Source organism: Tomitella fengzijianii (genome assembly GCF_007559025.1).
In the GTDB taxonomy this organism is placed as follows: domain Bacteria; phylum Actinomycetota; class Actinomycetes; order Mycobacteriales; family Mycobacteriaceae; genus Tomitella; species Tomitella fengzijianii.
Window position 1 is genome coordinate 1,246,497 of the sequence record NZ_CP041765.1, and the last position, 16,421, is coordinate 1,262,917.

14 protein-coding genes and 1 riboswitch are annotated in these 16,421 nt (G+C 72.2%); of the genes, 8 read left to right on the forward strand and 6 right to left on the reverse strand.

What is annotated here, in order from left to right; translation table 11 throughout:
* Positions 1-137: 137 nt before the first annotated feature.
* The 6 genes from mdo to FO059_RS05755 all read left to right on the forward strand — a co-directional run bounded on the left by mdo (position 138) and on the right by FO059_RS05755 (position 7,644).
* A complete protein-coding gene (gene mdo, locus FO059_RS05730) occupies positions 138-1,412 on the forward strand; it encodes an NDMA-dependent methanol dehydrogenase (RefSeq protein ID WP_143907086.1) in 1,275 nt (424 codons plus the stop codon).
* A gap of 86 nt (positions 1,413-1,498) precedes the next feature.
* Positions 1,499-2,614, forward strand: coding sequence for a MadB family AAA-type ATPase (locus FO059_RS05735; RefSeq protein ID WP_143907088.1), 1,116 nt, complete (start codon positions 1,499-1,501; stop codon positions 2,612-2,614).
* A gap of 7 nt (positions 2,615-2,621) precedes the next feature.
* Positions 2,622-4,181: a MadC family VWA domain-containing protein gene (gene madC / locus FO059_RS05740; protein ID WP_143907090.1), complete on the forward strand. Its 1,560-nt coding sequence runs from the start codon at positions 2,622-2,624 to the stop codon at positions 4,179-4,181.
* 237 nt (positions 4,182-4,418) lie between these two features.
* Positions 4,419-5,576, forward strand: a complete 1,158-nt coding sequence (locus FO059_RS05745; RefSeq protein WP_268892858.1) for an iron-containing alcohol dehydrogenase — start codon at positions 4,419-4,421, stop codon at positions 5,574-5,576.
* Positions 5,573-7,015, forward strand: a complete 1,443-nt coding sequence (locus tag FO059_RS05750; protein WP_143907092.1) for a MadS family sensor histidine kinase — start codon at positions 5,573-5,575, stop codon at positions 7,013-7,015. Before FO059_RS05745 ends, FO059_RS05750 begins: the two co-directional genes overlap by 4 nt.
* Complete coding sequence (locus tag FO059_RS05755) at positions 7,012-7,644, forward strand: MadR family response regulator transcription factor (RefSeq protein WP_143907094.1); 633 nt, start codon at positions 7,012-7,014, stop codon at positions 7,642-7,644. The genes FO059_RS05750 and FO059_RS05755 overlap by 4 nt, the downstream gene beginning before the upstream one ends.
* 18 nt (positions 7,645-7,662) lie before the next feature.
* Here FO059_RS05755 and mftM read toward each other — a convergent pair whose 3' ends face one another.
* Positions 7,663-8,757, reverse strand: coding sequence for a mycofactocin oligosaccharide methyltransferase MftM (mftM, locus tag FO059_RS05760; RefSeq protein ID WP_143907096.1), 1,095 nt, complete (start codon positions 8,755-8,757; stop codon positions 7,663-7,665).
* A 253-nt stretch (positions 8,758-9,010) separates the two neighbouring features.
* Positions 9,011-9,105, forward strand: a riboswitch (SAM riboswitch).
* A gap of 269 nt (positions 9,106-9,374) precedes the next feature.
* Here mftM and FO059_RS05765 point away from each other — a divergent pair.
* Complete coding sequence (locus FO059_RS05765; RefSeq protein WP_143907098.1) at positions 9,375-9,872, forward strand: OsmC family protein; 498 nt, start codon at positions 9,375-9,377, stop codon at positions 9,870-9,872.
* Positions 9,873-9,971: 99 nt separating this feature from the next.
* Here the strand turns inward: FO059_RS05765 and FO059_RS05770 are convergent, their stop codons facing one another.
* The 4 genes from FO059_RS05770 to macS all read right to left on the reverse strand — a co-directional run bounded on the left by FO059_RS05770 (position 9,972) and on the right by macS (position 14,897).
* The gene (locus FO059_RS05770; protein ID WP_143907100.1) at positions 9,972-10,787 is read right to left on the reverse strand and encodes an SGNH/GDSL hydrolase family protein; all 816 of its coding nucleotides are present in this window, start codon (positions 10,785-10,787) and stop codon (positions 9,972-9,974) included.
* A gap of 173 nt (positions 10,788-10,960) precedes the next feature.
* Complete coding sequence (locus FO059_RS05775; protein WP_158726578.1) at positions 10,961-12,868, reverse strand: DUF2339 domain-containing protein; 1,908 nt, start codon at positions 12,866-12,868, stop codon at positions 10,961-10,963.
* A gap of 107 nt (positions 12,869-12,975) precedes the next feature.
* Complete coding sequence (locus FO059_RS05780; protein WP_143910486.1) at positions 12,976-13,608, reverse strand: response regulator; 633 nt, start codon at positions 13,606-13,608, stop codon at positions 12,976-12,978.
* 26 nt (positions 13,609-13,634) lie between these two features.
* Positions 13,635-14,897, reverse strand: a complete 1,263-nt coding sequence (gene macS / locus FO059_RS05785) for a MacS family sensor histidine kinase (RefSeq protein ID WP_143907104.1) — start codon at positions 14,895-14,897, stop codon at positions 13,635-13,637.
* 79 nt (positions 14,898-14,976) lie between these two features.
* On the opposite strand from macS, the gene FO059_RS05790 reads away from it, so the two are divergent.
* Positions 14,977-15,540, forward strand: coding sequence for a DinB family protein (locus FO059_RS05790; protein WP_143907106.1), 564 nt, complete (start codon positions 14,977-14,979; stop codon positions 15,538-15,540).
* Between the two features lie 64 nt (positions 15,541-15,604).
* Here FO059_RS05790 and mftR read toward each other — a convergent pair whose 3' ends face one another.
* The gene (gene mftR, locus FO059_RS05795) at positions 15,605-16,324 is read right to left on the reverse strand and encodes a mycofactocin system transcriptional regulator (protein ID WP_143907107.1); all 720 of its coding nucleotides are present in this window, start codon (positions 16,322-16,324) and stop codon (positions 15,605-15,607) included.
* Positions 16,325-16,421 lie beyond the last annotated feature (97 nt).

Consider the following 16,421-nt stretch of genomic DNA (forward strand, 5'->3'; position numbering starts at 1 on the left):
CGGCCGGTTACCGCCGCGAAGCCTTGTGACCTGGTTCACGCCGAACGCACAGTGGCACTCGACGCCGGAAGCCCGGTGTCGACGCACAGCCGACGGACACCGGCCGCAGGGCCGCCGCACGCGACGAGGAGAACACCATGGCAATCGAGCTGAACCAGATCTGGGACTTCCCGATCAAGGAGTTCCACCCGTTTCCCCGCGCCCTTCTGGGCGTCGGAGCCCACGATATCCTCGGTGTGGAGGCGAAGAACCTCGGCTTCAAGCGTGCGCTGATGATCACGACCGGCCTGCGCGGCACCGGGATCATCGAGGAGCTGATCGGGAAGATCAAGCACCAGGGCGTGGACGTGGTCCTGTACGACGGGGTGGAGTCGAACCCCAAGGACTACAACTCCATGGAAGCCGCGGCGATGTACACGAAGGAGAAGTGCGACAGCATCATCTCCGTCGGTGGCGGCTCCAGCCACGACGCCGCCAAGGGCGCGCGGGTGGTCATCGCGCACGACGGCCGCAACATCAACGAGTTCGAGGGCTTCTCCAAGTCCACCAACAAGGAGAACCCCCCGCACATCGCCGTGTCCACGACGGCCGGCACCGGCTCGGAGACGTCCTGGGCCTACGTCATCACCGACACCTCGGACATGGAGACCCCGCACAAGTGGGTGGGCTTCGACGACGCCATCATCCCCACCCTCGCGCTCGACGACCCGCTGCTGTACTACCCGCTGCCGCAGCACTTCACCGCGTACTGCGGCTTCGACGTGCTGGCGCACGGCAGCGAGCCCTACGTCTCGCGACTCGACTTCCCGCCGTCGCTCGGCAATGCCCTGTACTCGATGGAGCTCGTCGCGAACAACCTGCGCGAGGCCGTGTTCGAGCCGCACAATCTCAAGGCCCGCGAGGCCATGATGCACGCCCAGTACATCGCGGCGCAGGCGTTCAACTCGGGCGGGCTCGGCATCATCCACTCGATCTCGCATGCGATGAGCGCGTTCTTCGACAGCCACCACGGCCTGAACAACGCGATCGCATTGCCGCGCGTGTGGGAGTACAACCTGCCGTCCCGCTACCAGCAATTCGCCCGGATCGCGGAGACGATGGGCGTGGACACCCGCAACATGACCACCGTTCAGGCGGCCGACGCGGCCGTCGAGGCCGCGGTGCGGCTGTCCGAAGACATCGGCATCCCCGCGAACTTCTCCTCGGTGCACACCGATACCTACGAGAAGAACCAGATGAACACCAACAAGTACGAGGGGCGCGGCGACAGCATCCCCGGCGACCAGGGCACGGTCCGCAAGATCTCCGAACACATCCTGGACGACTGGTGCACCCCGGGCAATCCGCGCGAGGTGACGGTCGAGTCCGCGATCCCGGTGGTCGACCACTGCATCAACGGCTCGTACTACTGATCCGTCAGCCGCCCGTTCCATCGAAGGCCGGCGGCGCTCAGCATCGCCGAATGCCGCCGGCCCACACTCCATCGAGGTGACCGAAGATGACCACTGCCGGCCTCCGGACCGTGCAGCCTGCAGCGCAGGATGCGACCTCCTTCAGCGATCCCGAGCAGTTGCGGACCGCGCTGCGCGAGACCGACTACATCGCCGACGACGATCTGGCCACCGTCGTCTACCTGGCGACGACGCTGGACCGGCCGCTCCTGTTGGAGGGGCCGGCGGGCGTGGGCAAGACGGAGCTGGCCAAGTCGCTGGCCGCGGCTTCGGGGCGCCGGCTCGTCCGACTGCAGTGCTATGAGGGTTTGGACGACAACCGGGCGCTCTACGAGTGGGACTACGCCAAGCAGCTCCTGCACGTGCAGATGCTGCGCGATCGGATCACCGAGGCCACCGCCCACATCACGGACCTGGACGAGGCGTCCCAATACCTGGCGGGCCGGGACTTCGGCCTGTACTCCGAGCCCTTCCTGGCCATGCGGCCGCTGCTGGAGTCCATCATTTCCGAACAGCCGGTGGTGCTGCTCGTGGACGAGGTGGATCGCACCGAGGAGTCGATGGAGGCCCTGCTGCTGGAGGTGCTGGCGGAGAAGCAGGTGACGATCCCGGAGATCGGCACGTTCGCGGCGCGCACGGTGCCGTGGGTGGTGCTGACCTCCAACGACACCCGCGAGCTGTCGCCGGCGCTCAAGCGGCGCTGCCTGCACTTCCACCTGGGCTATCCGACGTCGGCCCGCGAGCGGGAGATCGTCACCGCGCGGGCACCGGAGGTCGAGAACCCGGTGGCGGCGGAGGTGGTGGAGCTGGCGCGCCGCCTGCGCGAGCTTCCGTTGCGCAAGAGTCCGTCCATCTCGGAGGTCATCGACACCGCGCGGGCGGCGGCGGTGCTCGCGCCGGGCGAGGAGTCGCTGGCGGAGGCCACGCGCCGGGTCCTGCTGGCGTCGCTGGTGAAGTACGAGTCGGATCGGGCGATGGCCCAGGAGGCCCTGGCCGGGCAGGCGGCGCCGGCCCGGGGACGGTCGCAGGAACAGGGCGGAAGCGCTGCAGACCCTTCCGGCGCCGCGGAGCCGGCCGCCGAGAGGGTGACCATAGCCGACCGGCCGGCCAACACGACGGCCGTCGCGTTCCGCACGCGCGGCACGCGCGGAGAGGGGAAGTGAACCGGCCATGACCGAAAGCGCCTTGTCCCAGCGGATTCCCCCGCAGGAGAGTGAAACGGACCGGTTCGCCGTGGACCGTCCCGTACGGGTCCTGGACGTGGTGTCGGCGGTGTTCGGCGGCCTCCTGCGCCGCGCCGGGGTGGCCGCGTCGCCGGCGGAGGTCATCGGGATCCGGCGGATCCTGGCGGTGATCGGCGGCGGCGACCTTGCGCGGCTGCGCGCGGCGCTGCGGGCGGGGTGCGTCAAGTACGCGCACGAGAACGCGGGCTTCGACGTCGCATTCGACGCACTGTTCGCAGCGGGTGCCGCGGGCAGGGGCGGCGATGACTCCATTGCGCAGTGGACGCCGAACTCCGACGGCCTGCCGACCGCGCTGGAGATCGAGGAGGACGAGGAGATCGGCCGCTACGCCGGTTACGACGAACGCTTCGCCGAGGTGGGCGACGAGCTGGACCTGCCCGACTCGGAGGGCGGGTTCAACCCGCACCGGGACGACGACGACGTCTCGCTCACCGGCTCCGATCACGACCTGTCGGTGTCCACAGAGGCGGACCAGGGCCGGCGGGGCGTCACCTACACCGTGGAGGTGGACCGCGCGTCGACCACCACTGTGGGCGCGCTGGCCGACGGCACCGGCGTGGCCGCGGTGGGGGACCTGCGGTGGGACGATCCCGATCAGATCCTCGCGTGGCTGGACTCGTACGACCCGACGCGGGCCTATGGCGCCGACGATGATCCCGGACCGCTCACCGAGGCGCAGCTCCAGCGCCTGTCGGAAGCGATCGAATCGTTCGTCGACGCGCTGGCGCAGCGGGGCGCGGTGGTCCCCCCGGAGCTGACGGGGGAGGCCGTCGCCGCGGATCCGCACGCCGACGTCGAACTGGCGTGCCACGAGATCCTGCGCCGGATGCGCGGCGCGCCCCGTGCCCGGCCCCGGACGAAGGGGCGGGGCGGGCTGGACATGCGCCGGACCGTGCGCGCGAGCCTGCGCACCGACGGCGTGCCTTTCCGGCTCGTCACCCGCACCCCGGTGCCGGACCGGGTGCGCCTGCTGGTGCTCGCCGACGTCTCGCTGTCGGTGCGGCCGGTGACGGCGTTCGCCCTGCGGTTCGCGCAGGCCATGCACCGGAGGGCGGCGCGCTGCCACGTCGTCGCCTTCGTGGACCGGCCCGTCGAGGTGACGGGGGCGCTGCTGCGCGGCGGCGGTGACGACGTGCTCGCCGGGGTGCTGTCCGACGAGCAGATCGATCTGGAGGCGAGCAGCGACTACGGGCGGGTGCTCGACGAGATGCTGGAGCTGCACGCGGGGCTGCTGGACAAGCGCACTGCGGTGCTGGTGGTGGGCGACGGGCGCAGCAACGGGCTGCCGCCGCAGGCGGACCTGCTCGCCGCGCTGCGGCGGCGGGTGCATTCGCTGGCGTGGATCACGCCCGAACCCCGGCGGTACTGGGCGCAGGCCACCTGCGCGATGGACGAATACGCGGAGGCGTGCGACCAGGTGGTGGTGGCGCGGGACGCCGAGCAACTGCTGGCGCGCTCGGCCGAGCTGGCGCACGCCCTTTCGTGACCGCGGGGATGTGACGGCGGCGCGTCCTGGCCGATCGGGCAGGCCGCGTCCTGTCCGCGTGAACGATGTGCGGGCGCGGGCGGCGGCATACCCTGGGGACACCCCGTTGATCGGACCCGCACCGTTGATCGGACCCGCACAGTGCACACCGTGAATTCTGATCGTGACACGCCCCGACGTAATCCGGGCAACCCGCGCGCCCGCACGCCCGTCGTCGGTGGATCCGCACCCGGCGAGGTGATCTCCGCGCGCGTGTTCAAGTTCCATGCGCCGGAGATCGTCTTCGGCGACGGCGCGATGCCGGAGGCGTCTTTCGCCGCGCTCCGATTCGGCGGCGCCCGCCCCCTGGTGGTCACCGACGCCGGCGTGCTCGCGGCGGGCTGGCCGCAGATGTTGCTGGACGGGCTGCGCACGCAGGGCATGGAGCCGGAGCTGTGGAGCGGACTCACCCCCAACCCGAAGGACCACGAGATCGCCGACGGGCACCGCGCCTACGCCGGCCACGGCTGCGACGTCATCATCGCGCTCGGCGGCGGCTCGGTGATCGACGCGGCCAAGGGCATCGCGATCCTCGCCGCCAACGGGGGACGGATCCTCGATTACGTGGGGATCGACCGTGCGCAGTCGCCGATCCCCCCGCTCGTCGTCGTCCCCACCACCTCCGGATCCGGGGCGGACGTGTCGCAGTTCTGCGTGGTCACCGATACCGACCGCCGGGCCAAGGTGACGATCATCGGCCGCGCGCTGGTTCCGAACGTGACGGTCGTGGATCCGCGCCTGCTGCCGACCATGCCGGAGCGGGTGGCCGCGACCACCGGCCTCGACGCGCTCACCCACGGAATCGAGGCGTACGTGTCGGTGGCGCGCACCCCGCTGACCGACAGGCACGCGCTCCAGGCCGTCGGGCTGGTGTTCGATCACCTGACCGCCACTCTGGAACGGCCGGACGTCATGGCGGACCGGCGCGCCATGGCGCTGGCCAGCCTGGAGGCCGGAATGGCGTTCAGCAACGCGATCCTGGGTGCGGCGCACGCGGTGAGCCACCAGGTGGGCGGCATGCTCGACGCCACGCACGGCGAGATCAATGGCATCGTGCTGCCCCACGTCATCCGCTTCAACGCCGAAACCGATCCGCAGCCGTACGAGGATGTCGCCCGGCACCTGGGGCTGACAGTGCGGGGGAACGCCCCGCAGGCGGCGGCCTGGGCGGTCGCCGAGCACGTGGAGGCGCTCGTGGCGAACGTCGGGATGCCCGCGGGCCTCGCGCAGCTGGGGGTGCGCGACGAGGACCTGCCACGCCTGGCGCGTGGCGCACTGCAGGACGCCTGCATGACCACCAATCCGCGCGCGGCGGACGAGGCCGCGATGGTGCGGCTGCTCCGGGACTCGCTGTGACCCGGCGCGGCGGGTCGGATCTCGAGCGGCTCACCGGGGTGCGCTCCGGCAAGTCGACGTTCTACCGCGAATACCGCGGGGCGGCGGAGCGGCTGGAGCGGGTGGTGCATGCGCTCGACACGATCTCGCGGGCCCTGGTCCGCACGGTGGAAGGACCCGAGGCGCTGGTGCTCGCCGTCGCGGAGGCCGTCCGCCTGCATCTCGAGGCGCAGTGGGTCCTGTTCGCGCTGGCGGACGGCGAGCTGCCCGAGGCGGAGCCGCGCCACTTGGTCGTGGACGCCCAGGGCCACCCGTACGCCTACGAGGGGCTGCGCGGCGGGGACCCGCCGCCCGAGGACATGCCGGCGGTGGTGATCAACCGGCTCAACGACATCCTGCGCGGCGAGTTCGACTTCCTCGCGCGCCCCGTCGTCGATCCGCATCACGCGCACGTGCCCATCGATCTCGGCGGCGGTGTCGTGGGGGCGTTCGCCGCGTGGACGCCGCCACGGCGCCGGCTCGACGCCACCGACGAGTCCGTGATGCGCATCTTGGCCGGCCAAACCGCGGTGGCGCTGCAGAACTCGGCGCTCTTCCAGAGCCGCCAGGTGTTGCTCGAGCGGGCCGAATCGTCGTACGCGGCCGCATCGGCGCAGGCCGACCAACTCGCCGCGCGCAATGCGGAACTCGTCGAGACGCAGTGGAGACTGGGGTTGGCGACGCGCCGCAAGATCGTCGACGACGAAAGGCACCGCATCGCCCGGGAACTGCACGACAGCGTCACGCAGTGCGTACTCTCCGCGGGGATGCAGATCGAGGTGTGCCGGAGCGGAATCCCCGATGCCGAGCGCGGCGAACGCCTGGACCTGGCGAAGACGTTGACCAGGTCGGCGGTGGAACAACTGCGGTCCGCCATCTACGCGCTGGACCACAAGGGGGAATCGGAGAGGTCGGGCCTGGCGGAGATGCTCCGCCAGCTGTGCACCGTGCACATGCCGTCGGACCTGCGCGTGCAGTTGCGGATGACCGGCGCCGCGGCCGATCTGCCGCGGGACGTCGAGCACGCGCTGCTGCGCATCGCGGGGGAGGCCCTCTTCAACGCTTCGATGCACGGCGGCGCGACGCGTGCGATCGTGCGCGTCGATCAGCGCGCCGACGGCGTGACACTCGCCGTATCCGACGACGGCACGGGCGATCCCGCCGCGCTGCGATTGCGGCTGCGGATCGCGCAGGCCGGGGACCTGGACGTGCATCACCGGGGACTGGCCAACATGCAGGCCAGGGCACAGGAACTGGGCGGCACCCTGGCGGTGCGGCGCGCGCGGATCGGCGGCGTCCGGGTCGCCGTGGCCATCCCGCTGCCAGTGCGGGAAGACGCGGATCCCGGTGCGGCGGAACCGCCGGCGCCCGGGCCGGGGCGGTCGGCGGATCCGGCACGCGGAGAGCGGGGCCCGGCATGACACGGCTGGTGCTGATCGACGACCACGCGATTCTTCGGCAGGGCATGCGCTCGATCCTGGAGCGCGAGCCGGACATCGAGGTGGTCGGCCAGGCGGCCGACGGGGCGGAGGCGCGCGCGGTGGTGGCCTCCACCTCTCCGGACGTCGCGATCGTCGACCTCAAGCTCTCCGCGGGCTCCGAGCTCGAGGGACTGGGTCTGTGCGCGGCGCTGACGGCCGAGCATCCGGACGTGGGCCTGCTCGTCCTCACCACGTTCCTCGATGAGGAGCTCGTGGTGGAGGCGATGCACGCGGGCGCGCGCGGCTACGTGGTCAAGGACGTGGACACTACGGAACTGGTCCGCGCGATCCGCGCCGTCGCCGCGGGCGAGAGCGCCTTCGACGCGCGCAGCGCCGCCGCCGTGGTGCGGTCGATGAGCGGCCGGACCGCACCCCGCGAGTCGTTGACGTCGCGCGAGATGGACGTGCTGCGACTGCTGGCCACGGGCCTGTCCAACGGCGCCATCGGTGAGCGCCTGTACATCTCGGCGACCACCGCCAAGTTCCACGTCAGCAACATCATGCGGAAGCTGCAGGTGGCCACCCGCGCCGAGGCCGTCTACGCGGCCAGCAAGCGCGGCATCATCTGACAGGCCGCCCGCCCCCGGTCAGTGGTCGAGGACGAGCCAGCCGCCGTGGTGGTCGCCGACCGTATAGCCCATCCCCAGGCGGGTGCCCAGGGTGTGCAGGTCCCGGGCGTCGAACGTCTGGACATGGCCGAAGCAGGTCTGCGCCTGTCCCTCGTACGGCACCGCGACGATGACGCGCCGCCGGGCGAGGCGCACCGCTTCCTGCACCACCGCGAAGGCCTTGCGCGGCGGCAGGTGCTCGAGGAGGTGCAGGACGGTCACCGTGTCGGCGGCGCGGTCGGGCAGGGGCACGGAGGCCGCGTCGCAGGTGAGGGTGCGCAGCGGCCGCTGCATCGCCGACGCGGCGTCATCGAGCAGCCGCATCGTGCCGGCACTGAGGTCGGTGGCCGTCACCGACAGTGGGGCTGTGCGGCGATCGCGGGCCAGGCGCAGCGGGAAGAATCCGAAGCAGGAGCCGAGGTCGAGCACCTCGGTGCCGCTTATCAGCTGCTCGGCACGCCGGTGGACCGGCGCGAATGCGGCCGAACCACGCTCCAGGGCGGCGACGGAGTTCCGATAGAACGGAATCCACGGCGACGCGGCGACGTGATGCGCCGGGTGCCCGGGGACGTGCCCCGGCGCCGAGTGCACGAGGCCGATCAGCGTCGCCTCGAACTCCGCAGGGCCCGCGAGCATCCCGGTGGCGTCGAGCTCGGCGGCGATGAGACCGGCGGCGTCGTCGGAGATCGTCTCCGCGTCGAATCGGTGGAGCACGGTCAGCGTGCGGCCGGTGCGGAAGGCGCGGAAGTGCCGGGTATCGACGACGCCGGTGCCGCGCGGGCGCTCGGCGAGGAGCGTGCGCGCCGTCGCGGAGTCCACGTGGCACACGCGCACTCCGTCGCGTTCCCAATGCCCGTGGTCGCCCTGCCGGTGGCCACCCTGCTCGCCGACCCAGCGGCCCTGGATCCGGTGCGCGTCGTCGTGCCTGTGTCCCAGGCGCTGGTCGCGCTTTGCGGGCCTGCCGGACCCGGGCGCATGGAGCCGCCGGTCGGGCCTGGTGACGGGCGACGGGGTGACGGAGGATCGGGCGGCGTGGGACGGGTGGACCGGTGCGGTGTGCAGGTCGAGGGTCATCGAGTTCTCCGGACGCTGTGGCGGCGCTGCCGGTCACGCTGCCGACGTGTGCGCTTGGTCACATTGACGTTAGGTTCTGGAAGGCCCCGGCGGTCCCTCCGGTGAGGCGCTGTCGTGTGGTCGACCGGCGGGTTCCCGGCCTGTCCGGTCGGGCAGGGGCGGCCCGCGCACGAGGGCCGGCGCCGGCATTGCGGCGCCCGCCGGCGAGGCCCGCGATCGACGGCGGGGAACAGGTGGGCTACGGTGAACCCGCCAGCTATCAAGAGCGGTCGAGAAACCTGGTTCGATGACGCCGCAGCAACCCCCCGGAAGTCCGGGTGCGGGTGCTCCCGCCAGGAGCGATGGACGGGTGATCACATGCGCGGCAACGCAACCGCCGTATTCGTTTTCCTGCATTCCCGGCGCTGCATCGATCTGTGCCGGGTGAGCACCGAGGGCTGTCGAATGCCCCGCGGCCGGGCCTGACCGGCCGAATTCCCCGCGCCCCCGATCGCAGGCGGCGCACTGCGCTTGCGCGCATCTTCTTCTTCCCTGCATGACGCTCTGCACGGCGCGTGGCGTCGCGGGCCGCCGTAGGCCCGCGCGCCTGCCGCCGCGCATTCGACGAAAGGACCATCATGACCATCACCACGGGCGCCACCACCACCGCTACCACGGACACCGCCGACCAGCACCGGCTGCGCAGCGAGGTGCGCGCGGCCCACGTCCCGGGCACTGCCACGCAGGTCCGGATCACGGCGCGCGACCACGCCTTCACCATCGACGAGCCGGCCGGACTGGGTGGCGACGACAAGGGTGCCAACCCGGTGGAACACCTGCTGGCGGCGCTGGGCAGCTGCCAGGCGATCACCTTCCAGGTGTGGGCGCAGAAGCTCGGCGTCGCCCTCGACTCTGTCGACATCGAGCTGGGCGGCGACATCGACCTGCGCGGATTCTTCGGCCTCGACGAGTCCGTGCGTCCGGGGTTCCAGGGCATCGACGTGCGGGTGAGCATTTCCGGGCCGGAATCGCGCGAGCGCTACGAGCAGCTCATCGCGACGGTCGAGAAGCACTGCCCGGTTCTCGACAACCTGGCACACGGCGTGCCGGTGACGACCTCCGCGCGCATCGCCTGAGCGGCTCAGCGACGGCCGATCGGAGCGCCCACTGCACGGTCCGAGCGCCGGTTCCCCTGTTGTCCGGGAGGATCGGCGCTCGGATCGGGGTAGGGGTGCTCAGCATCGCCCGGCCGCCTCGTTCTCCAGCCGGGTCCGGTAGTACAGGGTGCCGTCGATGCCGCCGGCGACCGGGCGCGGCCGGGGAGACTTAGCCCCACGCCCGTCGCCCGACGACGCGCCGCGCAACCGCCGTCCCACCCACGGCACCAGGTGCTCGCGCGCCCAGCGGGCCTCGCTGCGCACCGTCGCGCGCGGCACAGGACCGGCAGGCGGCGGGGCCCAGCCGCCGGAGCCGGGCATTCCGAACAGGTCGGCGGCGGCCTGCGCCAGGCGCGCGTGTCCCAGCGGCGTGAGGTGCAGGTGATCGTCGCCCCAGGCGCGCGGATCCTCGAACACGGTGCCGGTGGTGTCGGTGATGGGGTGCACGCCGTGGTGGGCGGCCAGGTCGCGGTAGACGTCGTTGAGTCGCACCCGGTTGCGCTCGAGCAGCCGCGAGACCGGGGTGATGCGACGCAGGTCGGGGATGGGCACGAAGACCATCGGCGTGCCGCTGCGGTGGAACGGTTCGACCAGGGCGACCAGGTCGGAATGCAGCGTGTCGAAGTCGGGCCGCGGGCGGAGCAGGTCGTTCATGCCCGCGGTGACGGTGACGTAGTCGGGCGCGAGCGCCGCCGCGGCGTCGCGCTGCGCCTGCACGATCTGCCGGATCCTGTAGCCGCGCACCGCGAGGTTGGCGTACTCGATGCCGCCGTGGTGCGTGGCCAGGCGCGCGGCCAGCCGGTCGGTCCAGCCGCGCGGCGTGCCGTCGGGCCAGGGCGTGTCGCCGACCCCCTCGCTGAGGCTGTCTCCGATCGCGACGTAGCGCAGCGGCATGGTGCGGCTCCTGGTGTTCGCGGTGTGGCGGGTGCGGGGGTGTCCGGCGCAGGGAGGCAGTTCTGAAGCTACACGGATCGTCTCGCGACGCGGACCGTGTGCGGCGCGGTCGCCGACGAAGCCCGCGCCCCGCAAACGGGGGCGCGGGCTTCGGGGAAGACCGGTGCCGCGGTTCAGCGGCCGGATCCGGCGGGCGCGTGCGGGTGGACTCCGTGGCCGCTCCCGTCGGCGCCGAGGCTCTGCGCGTAGGCGACGCCGAGCGCCAGCAGGACGAGCCCGGCGGCGACGAAGGCGACGACCCGGAAGAGCCCGTCGAGCGCGGACAGGTCGAACAGGAACAGCTTGCCCACGGCGGCGACGCTGACGGCGAGCCCCGCGGTGAGCGTGATCGCGCGGGGCCCGTCGTGCAGCCTGCGCGCCCGGAGCAGAGCGGCCGCGGCCGCGGCGAACCAGACCAGCGTGGCGGCGGTGTGGCCGGCGCGGAAGCCGCTCTCGGTGCCCCCGGTGATCAGCTGGGCGGTGCCCAGGCAGACCTGGGTGAGCAGGCCCAGGCACAGCACCCCGCCGACGGTCCAGCAGTATTCGGCGCGCAGCCGGGGCCGCGCGGCCCACGCCGCGGCGAGGACCCCGACCACAGCGATGGCGACAGCGGCGGCGACGAGCATCCCCACCCGCCGCGGGGTGTCGAGCGCATCCGGGGACCAGAGCTGTTCGACGGCGCCGGCCGCCGCCATGGCGCAGAGCCCGATGCCGGCGAGCGCGGTGGCGATGACCAGCAGGACCCGCTGCTGCGAGCCTGCGTGGCGCACCGCGACCGCCGCCACCAGCGCAATGCCCAGCAGTGCCGCCGCGTCCACGTCGTCGGTGGCGGCGTAGGCGACGGTGACCGGGGCGATGAGGGCGGCCGCCGACAGCCACACGCTGCGCGCGCCGAGCGGTACCGGCGTGCGGTGCGCGGTGCCGATCACCACGCCGACCAGCAGCAGCGCGCAGACTGCCGCCACTGCGGCGGACGACGGGCGGTCGAGCACGCCCGGCAGTGCCATGACGGGCAGGGCGGCCGCCGCGGAGCCGAGTGCGATGAGGACGGGGCGGGAGCTCGACGGAAGCAGGATCAGGGCGGAGGCGAGGGCCAGGGTCAGGTTGGCGGCGACGGCGGCGCCGAAGAACCAGTCGGCGGGATCGCCGGAGACTCCGGCGGCCAGCAGCGGCAGGGTCGCGCCGGCTGTGTTGACGAGGAACACCGCGGTCCAGTCGCGGCCCCGCCCCGGCCACAGGACCGCCGCCGCGTAGGCGAGCGTGAAGCCGACCAGCACCTCGTCGGAACCATCGGTGATCACGGGGGCGAACACCAGCACTGGCACCGAGACCATCAGGCACAGCGCCTGACTGTCCCAGCGGTGCGCCAGAACGAGGCCGGCGCCGGCGATCGCGCCTCCGGAGAGCACGCCGGCCACCGGCGGCAGCCAGTGGTAGATCGTCGAGCAGGCGAGGACGTCGAACAGTGCGGTGGCCACGCCGGTTGCCACCAGGGCGGCCGCTCCGGACCGCTTCGGGGTGTGCCGGCCGATGCGGGCTCCCGCGGCGAACAGGGCGACGGCGAGGGCCGCGCCGCCCGCGACCCGCACCTCCGGCCGCAGCAGGCCGGCCTGTGCCGCGAGCACCAGCAGCAATACGACGCCGATGAGGGTGATCGCGACGCCGAACGTCGCCAGCACCCGGCCCACCAGCCCGCGTTCCGCGGCGGACGACAGGCGTTCCGCAACGCTCTTGCGCGCGGCGGCCGGGGGCCGTGGAGGCGCCGACTGCGGGTAGGGCGGCTGTGGCCACGGGGCCTGCGGGAAGTGCGCCTGGGAGCTAGGCGCCTGGGAGCTAGGCGGCTGCGGGTAGGGCGGCTGAGGGTACGGGGCCGCGGGCGCTCGCGGGGTGGCGTATTGGACCTGCGGCCGGGCGGGCTCCGCGAGATCGGTGCGGACGAAGGCCGTGAAGTCGGCCGAGACTTCCGAGACGCGGCGCGACAGCTCGCGGAGCTGCGCGTCGATGCGTTCGGCGGTGACGGCCGAGCCGGGATAGTGGTTCATGCGTCTCAGCCTTGCCGTGCTTGGCGCGGCGCACATGCGCAGAACTACTCAGAAGGCCTGGTCATCTACCTCTGGTGATCTGCCCCCTGCCGGACCGGTGCGCACTGTTATCGGGTCTCGCCGTCGATCCCGTGCTCGATGGCATACCGCGCGAGTTCCACGCGGTTGCCCAGCTGGAGTTTGCGCAGGGCGGCGCCCACATGGTTCTCGACTGTGCGCGTGCTGATCTCCAGCCGTGTGGCGATCTGCCGGGACGACAGCCCCTTCGCCACGTACCGGAGCACCTCGGTCTCGCGCGGCGTGAGAACGGGGGCATCGGCCCGGGGTGCGCGGGCGATCCGCCGGTACTCGCCGAGCACCAGGCCGGCCAGGCCGGGCGTGAACACGGCCTGCCCGTCGCCGGTGGCGACGACCGCGGCCACCAGCTCGGACCGCTGCGCGCTCTTGACCAGGTACCCGGTGGCGCCGGCCTTGATCGCGTCGAGCACGTCCTCGCGCTCGTCGGAGGCGGACAGCACCAGCACGCGGGCACCGGGATGCGCCTGGAGGACCTGTGCCGTCGCGTCGGCGCCGGAGCCGTCGGGCATCTGCATGTCCATCAGGACCACATCGGGCCGGACCGCCGCGGCACGTGCCGCGGCGGCGGCGACGCCGTCGGCAGTGGCCGCCACGTCGAATCCCTCCTCGGCGAGGTCGCGGGCGACACCCTCGCGCCACATGGGGTGGTCGTCCACCACCATCACACGCAGTGCCGGCGTGGCCTCGGTCACCGGGAGTCCGCCTTTCTTGCAGTGTCCGTCTCGACTACGACTGCCGGGACGGTCAGCTCCCATTCTGTCCCGGAGCCGGGGGCGGATTCCAGACGGGCGCGCCCGCCCAGGCGCTCCACTCGGCCGATGATGGACCGGGAGACGCCCATCCGGCCCTCGGCGGCGGCCTCCTGCAACCGGCCCGGCGGTATGCCCGCACCGTCGTCGCGGACGCTGACCACCACCTCGTCGCCCAGGTCCTCGAGCAGGATGTACGTGTGCGCGCCGGCGCCGGCGTGCCGGGCGACGTTGTCGAGGACGTTGGCGACGGCGGCGAGCACCTCGTCGGCGACGGCGGCGGGCAGGACCACCGGGTCGGCCGGAGTGCTCACGTGGATGCGATCGGAAGCTCTCGCCCGCAGCTCCGGACCCAGATCGCGGCCCGAGCGCGCGTCCTGCGGGCGAGGGGCGGGCGGCTCCTCGGCGATCAGGCGCCGGAGGCTGCGTTCCTGCCCGGCGGCGAGCGTCGCCAGTTCCTCCGTGGGGCCCCCGATCTCCCGTCCACGCCGGGCGATCAGCGCCAGGGCCTGCAGTACGCCGTCGTGCACCTCGCGCGCCAGACGGTCGCGCTCGGCGGACCGCGCGGCCAGACCGACCGCCGCCGTCAACCGCTCGTGCGTCACGCGCGCCCGCGTCGCGGCCATGCCCACGGCCACCGCCGCCGCGGCGAGGAGGATCATCGTGGCGTTGCGTCCCATGTTGAGGACGATCTCGCCCTTGACGAAGTAGTTCGCCGCGCCGATGACCACGGCGCCCGCGAATCCCGCGCGCGCCCCGCCGACCAGGGCCGCCGACAGCACCGCGCTCGCCATCCACAGGGTGGTCGGCCAGGTCTGGTTGTGCGCGATCCAGTCCTTGTCGGCGACCAACGAGGTGGACAGCATCATCGCGGCCGACACGGCCAGTTCGCCGGACACCCACCATCCACGCCGCGCGAAGCCGTGCAGGTAGCCGGCCATCGACGCGGCGTTCGCCGCGGTCAGCGCAGCGAACAGTACCCAGGTGATCCCGGGGTGCAGCAGATCCCCGTCCACTGCCACGAGGAAGCCGAGCGCGTAAAGGAAGCCGATGGCGCGGAACACCTGGGCGGCACGCCACAGCGGGCCTGCGGCATCGTCGTCGGTGAGCCCGCGGCGCAGCGAGTTCAGTACCGCGGTGGCCGATGCGTGATCGTCGGGCGCCCGTGCGCCCGCCGCGCGGGTGCGGACGGTTCTCGTCATCCGTCGATCATGGCCCACCATCCGTCGATCACGGACAAAGAGGACCGAAACCGTCCTGTTGACCTGTCACGGTGGGGGCATGAACACATCCACCTGGAACGAACAACTGCGCTTCCAGATCACGATGCACTGGGAAGAGCAGGTGCGGCCGCGGCTCGCGGGGCTGACCGACGCCGAGTACTTCTGGCGGCCGGCCCCCGGCTGCTGGACGGTGCACCCGCGGGGCGAGGGCACCGCCGCCATCGAAGGGGGCTCCGGAGACTTCACCATCGACTTCGAGTTCCCGGAGCCGTCGCCCCCGCCGATGACGACGATCGCCTGGCGGCTCGGTCACGTCATCGTCGGCGTCCTGGCCATGCGCAATGCGGGTCACTTCGGCCGGGCTCCGGTGGACTACACGACGTTCGACTACGCCGGCACCGCGCGGGACGCGCTGCATCAACTGGACACGGAGTACGCCGCCTGGCTCGCGGGCGTCGAGGGGCTCGGCGAGGACGGGCTTTCGGCGCCGAGCGGCCCCGCGGAAGGCCCGTGGGCGGAGTACCCGATGTCGACGCTGGTGCTCCACATCCACCGCGAGCTCATCCACCACCTCGCCGAGGTCGCGCTGCTACGCGACCTCTACGCCCATACGCAGTGCTGATGAGCGCGGCTGCGGCCGGCGGGCAGGTGGACGGGACGGCCTGAGGGCAGACGGGATCGGGGAGTCATCGCGTCGTGTATGCGCTACCGATCCGCCTGGGCGTGACGTCGGCCGCGATGTCCGTGACCGCGGTGCCGCGCGCCACCGGCAGCGAGCCGAGGCCCTGCTCGAGCACCGTCATCCCCTCGTCGAGCAGGGCGTGCAGCCGGGCGCCGGACCCCGAGCCGTGCGAGCCGACCAGGTCGCCCCCGGCCCCGTCCAGCCACTTCTCGTACGCGGACAGGGCGACGCCGAGCAGCGTCCACGCCACGGACTGCGGGACGTGATCGTCGGCGCGCATGCCGGTCCGCCGCGCCACGTACTCGGCGATCGCGTGCCGCCAATCCGTGTACATCAGCATCGAGTACGCCTGCAACGGCTGCTCGCCCAGGATCAGCGCCATTCTGCGCCGGTGGGTGACGGCCTCCTCGTCGGGGAACGTGTTGAACCTGATGAGCACGCGCCGCAAGCCCTCGGCGGGCGTGATGTCGTCCGGGAGTCCGTCGAGGCCCGCCCGCATACGCTCGAGGTGGCCCTCGAAATCCCCCCAGGGCACGGCGTTCTTCGACGGGAAGTACCGGAAGAAGGTGCGACGGGCGATGCCGGCCGTCTCGGCGATCTCATCGACGCTCGTCTTCTCGAAGCCCTGTTCGGTGAACAGCTTGATCCCCACTGCGCCGATGCGGTCGGCACTGGTGGAGGGGCGCCGACCTGCCCGACCGGCGGGTTTCGTGATCTTCGGCATCGGATCTCCTCCTAGTGATGCAATTATGCACCCGATGCCATTACAGTGATGTATCAGGTCACAGTCCTCATCTGGCCGTGGCCACCGTCGAAGGAGG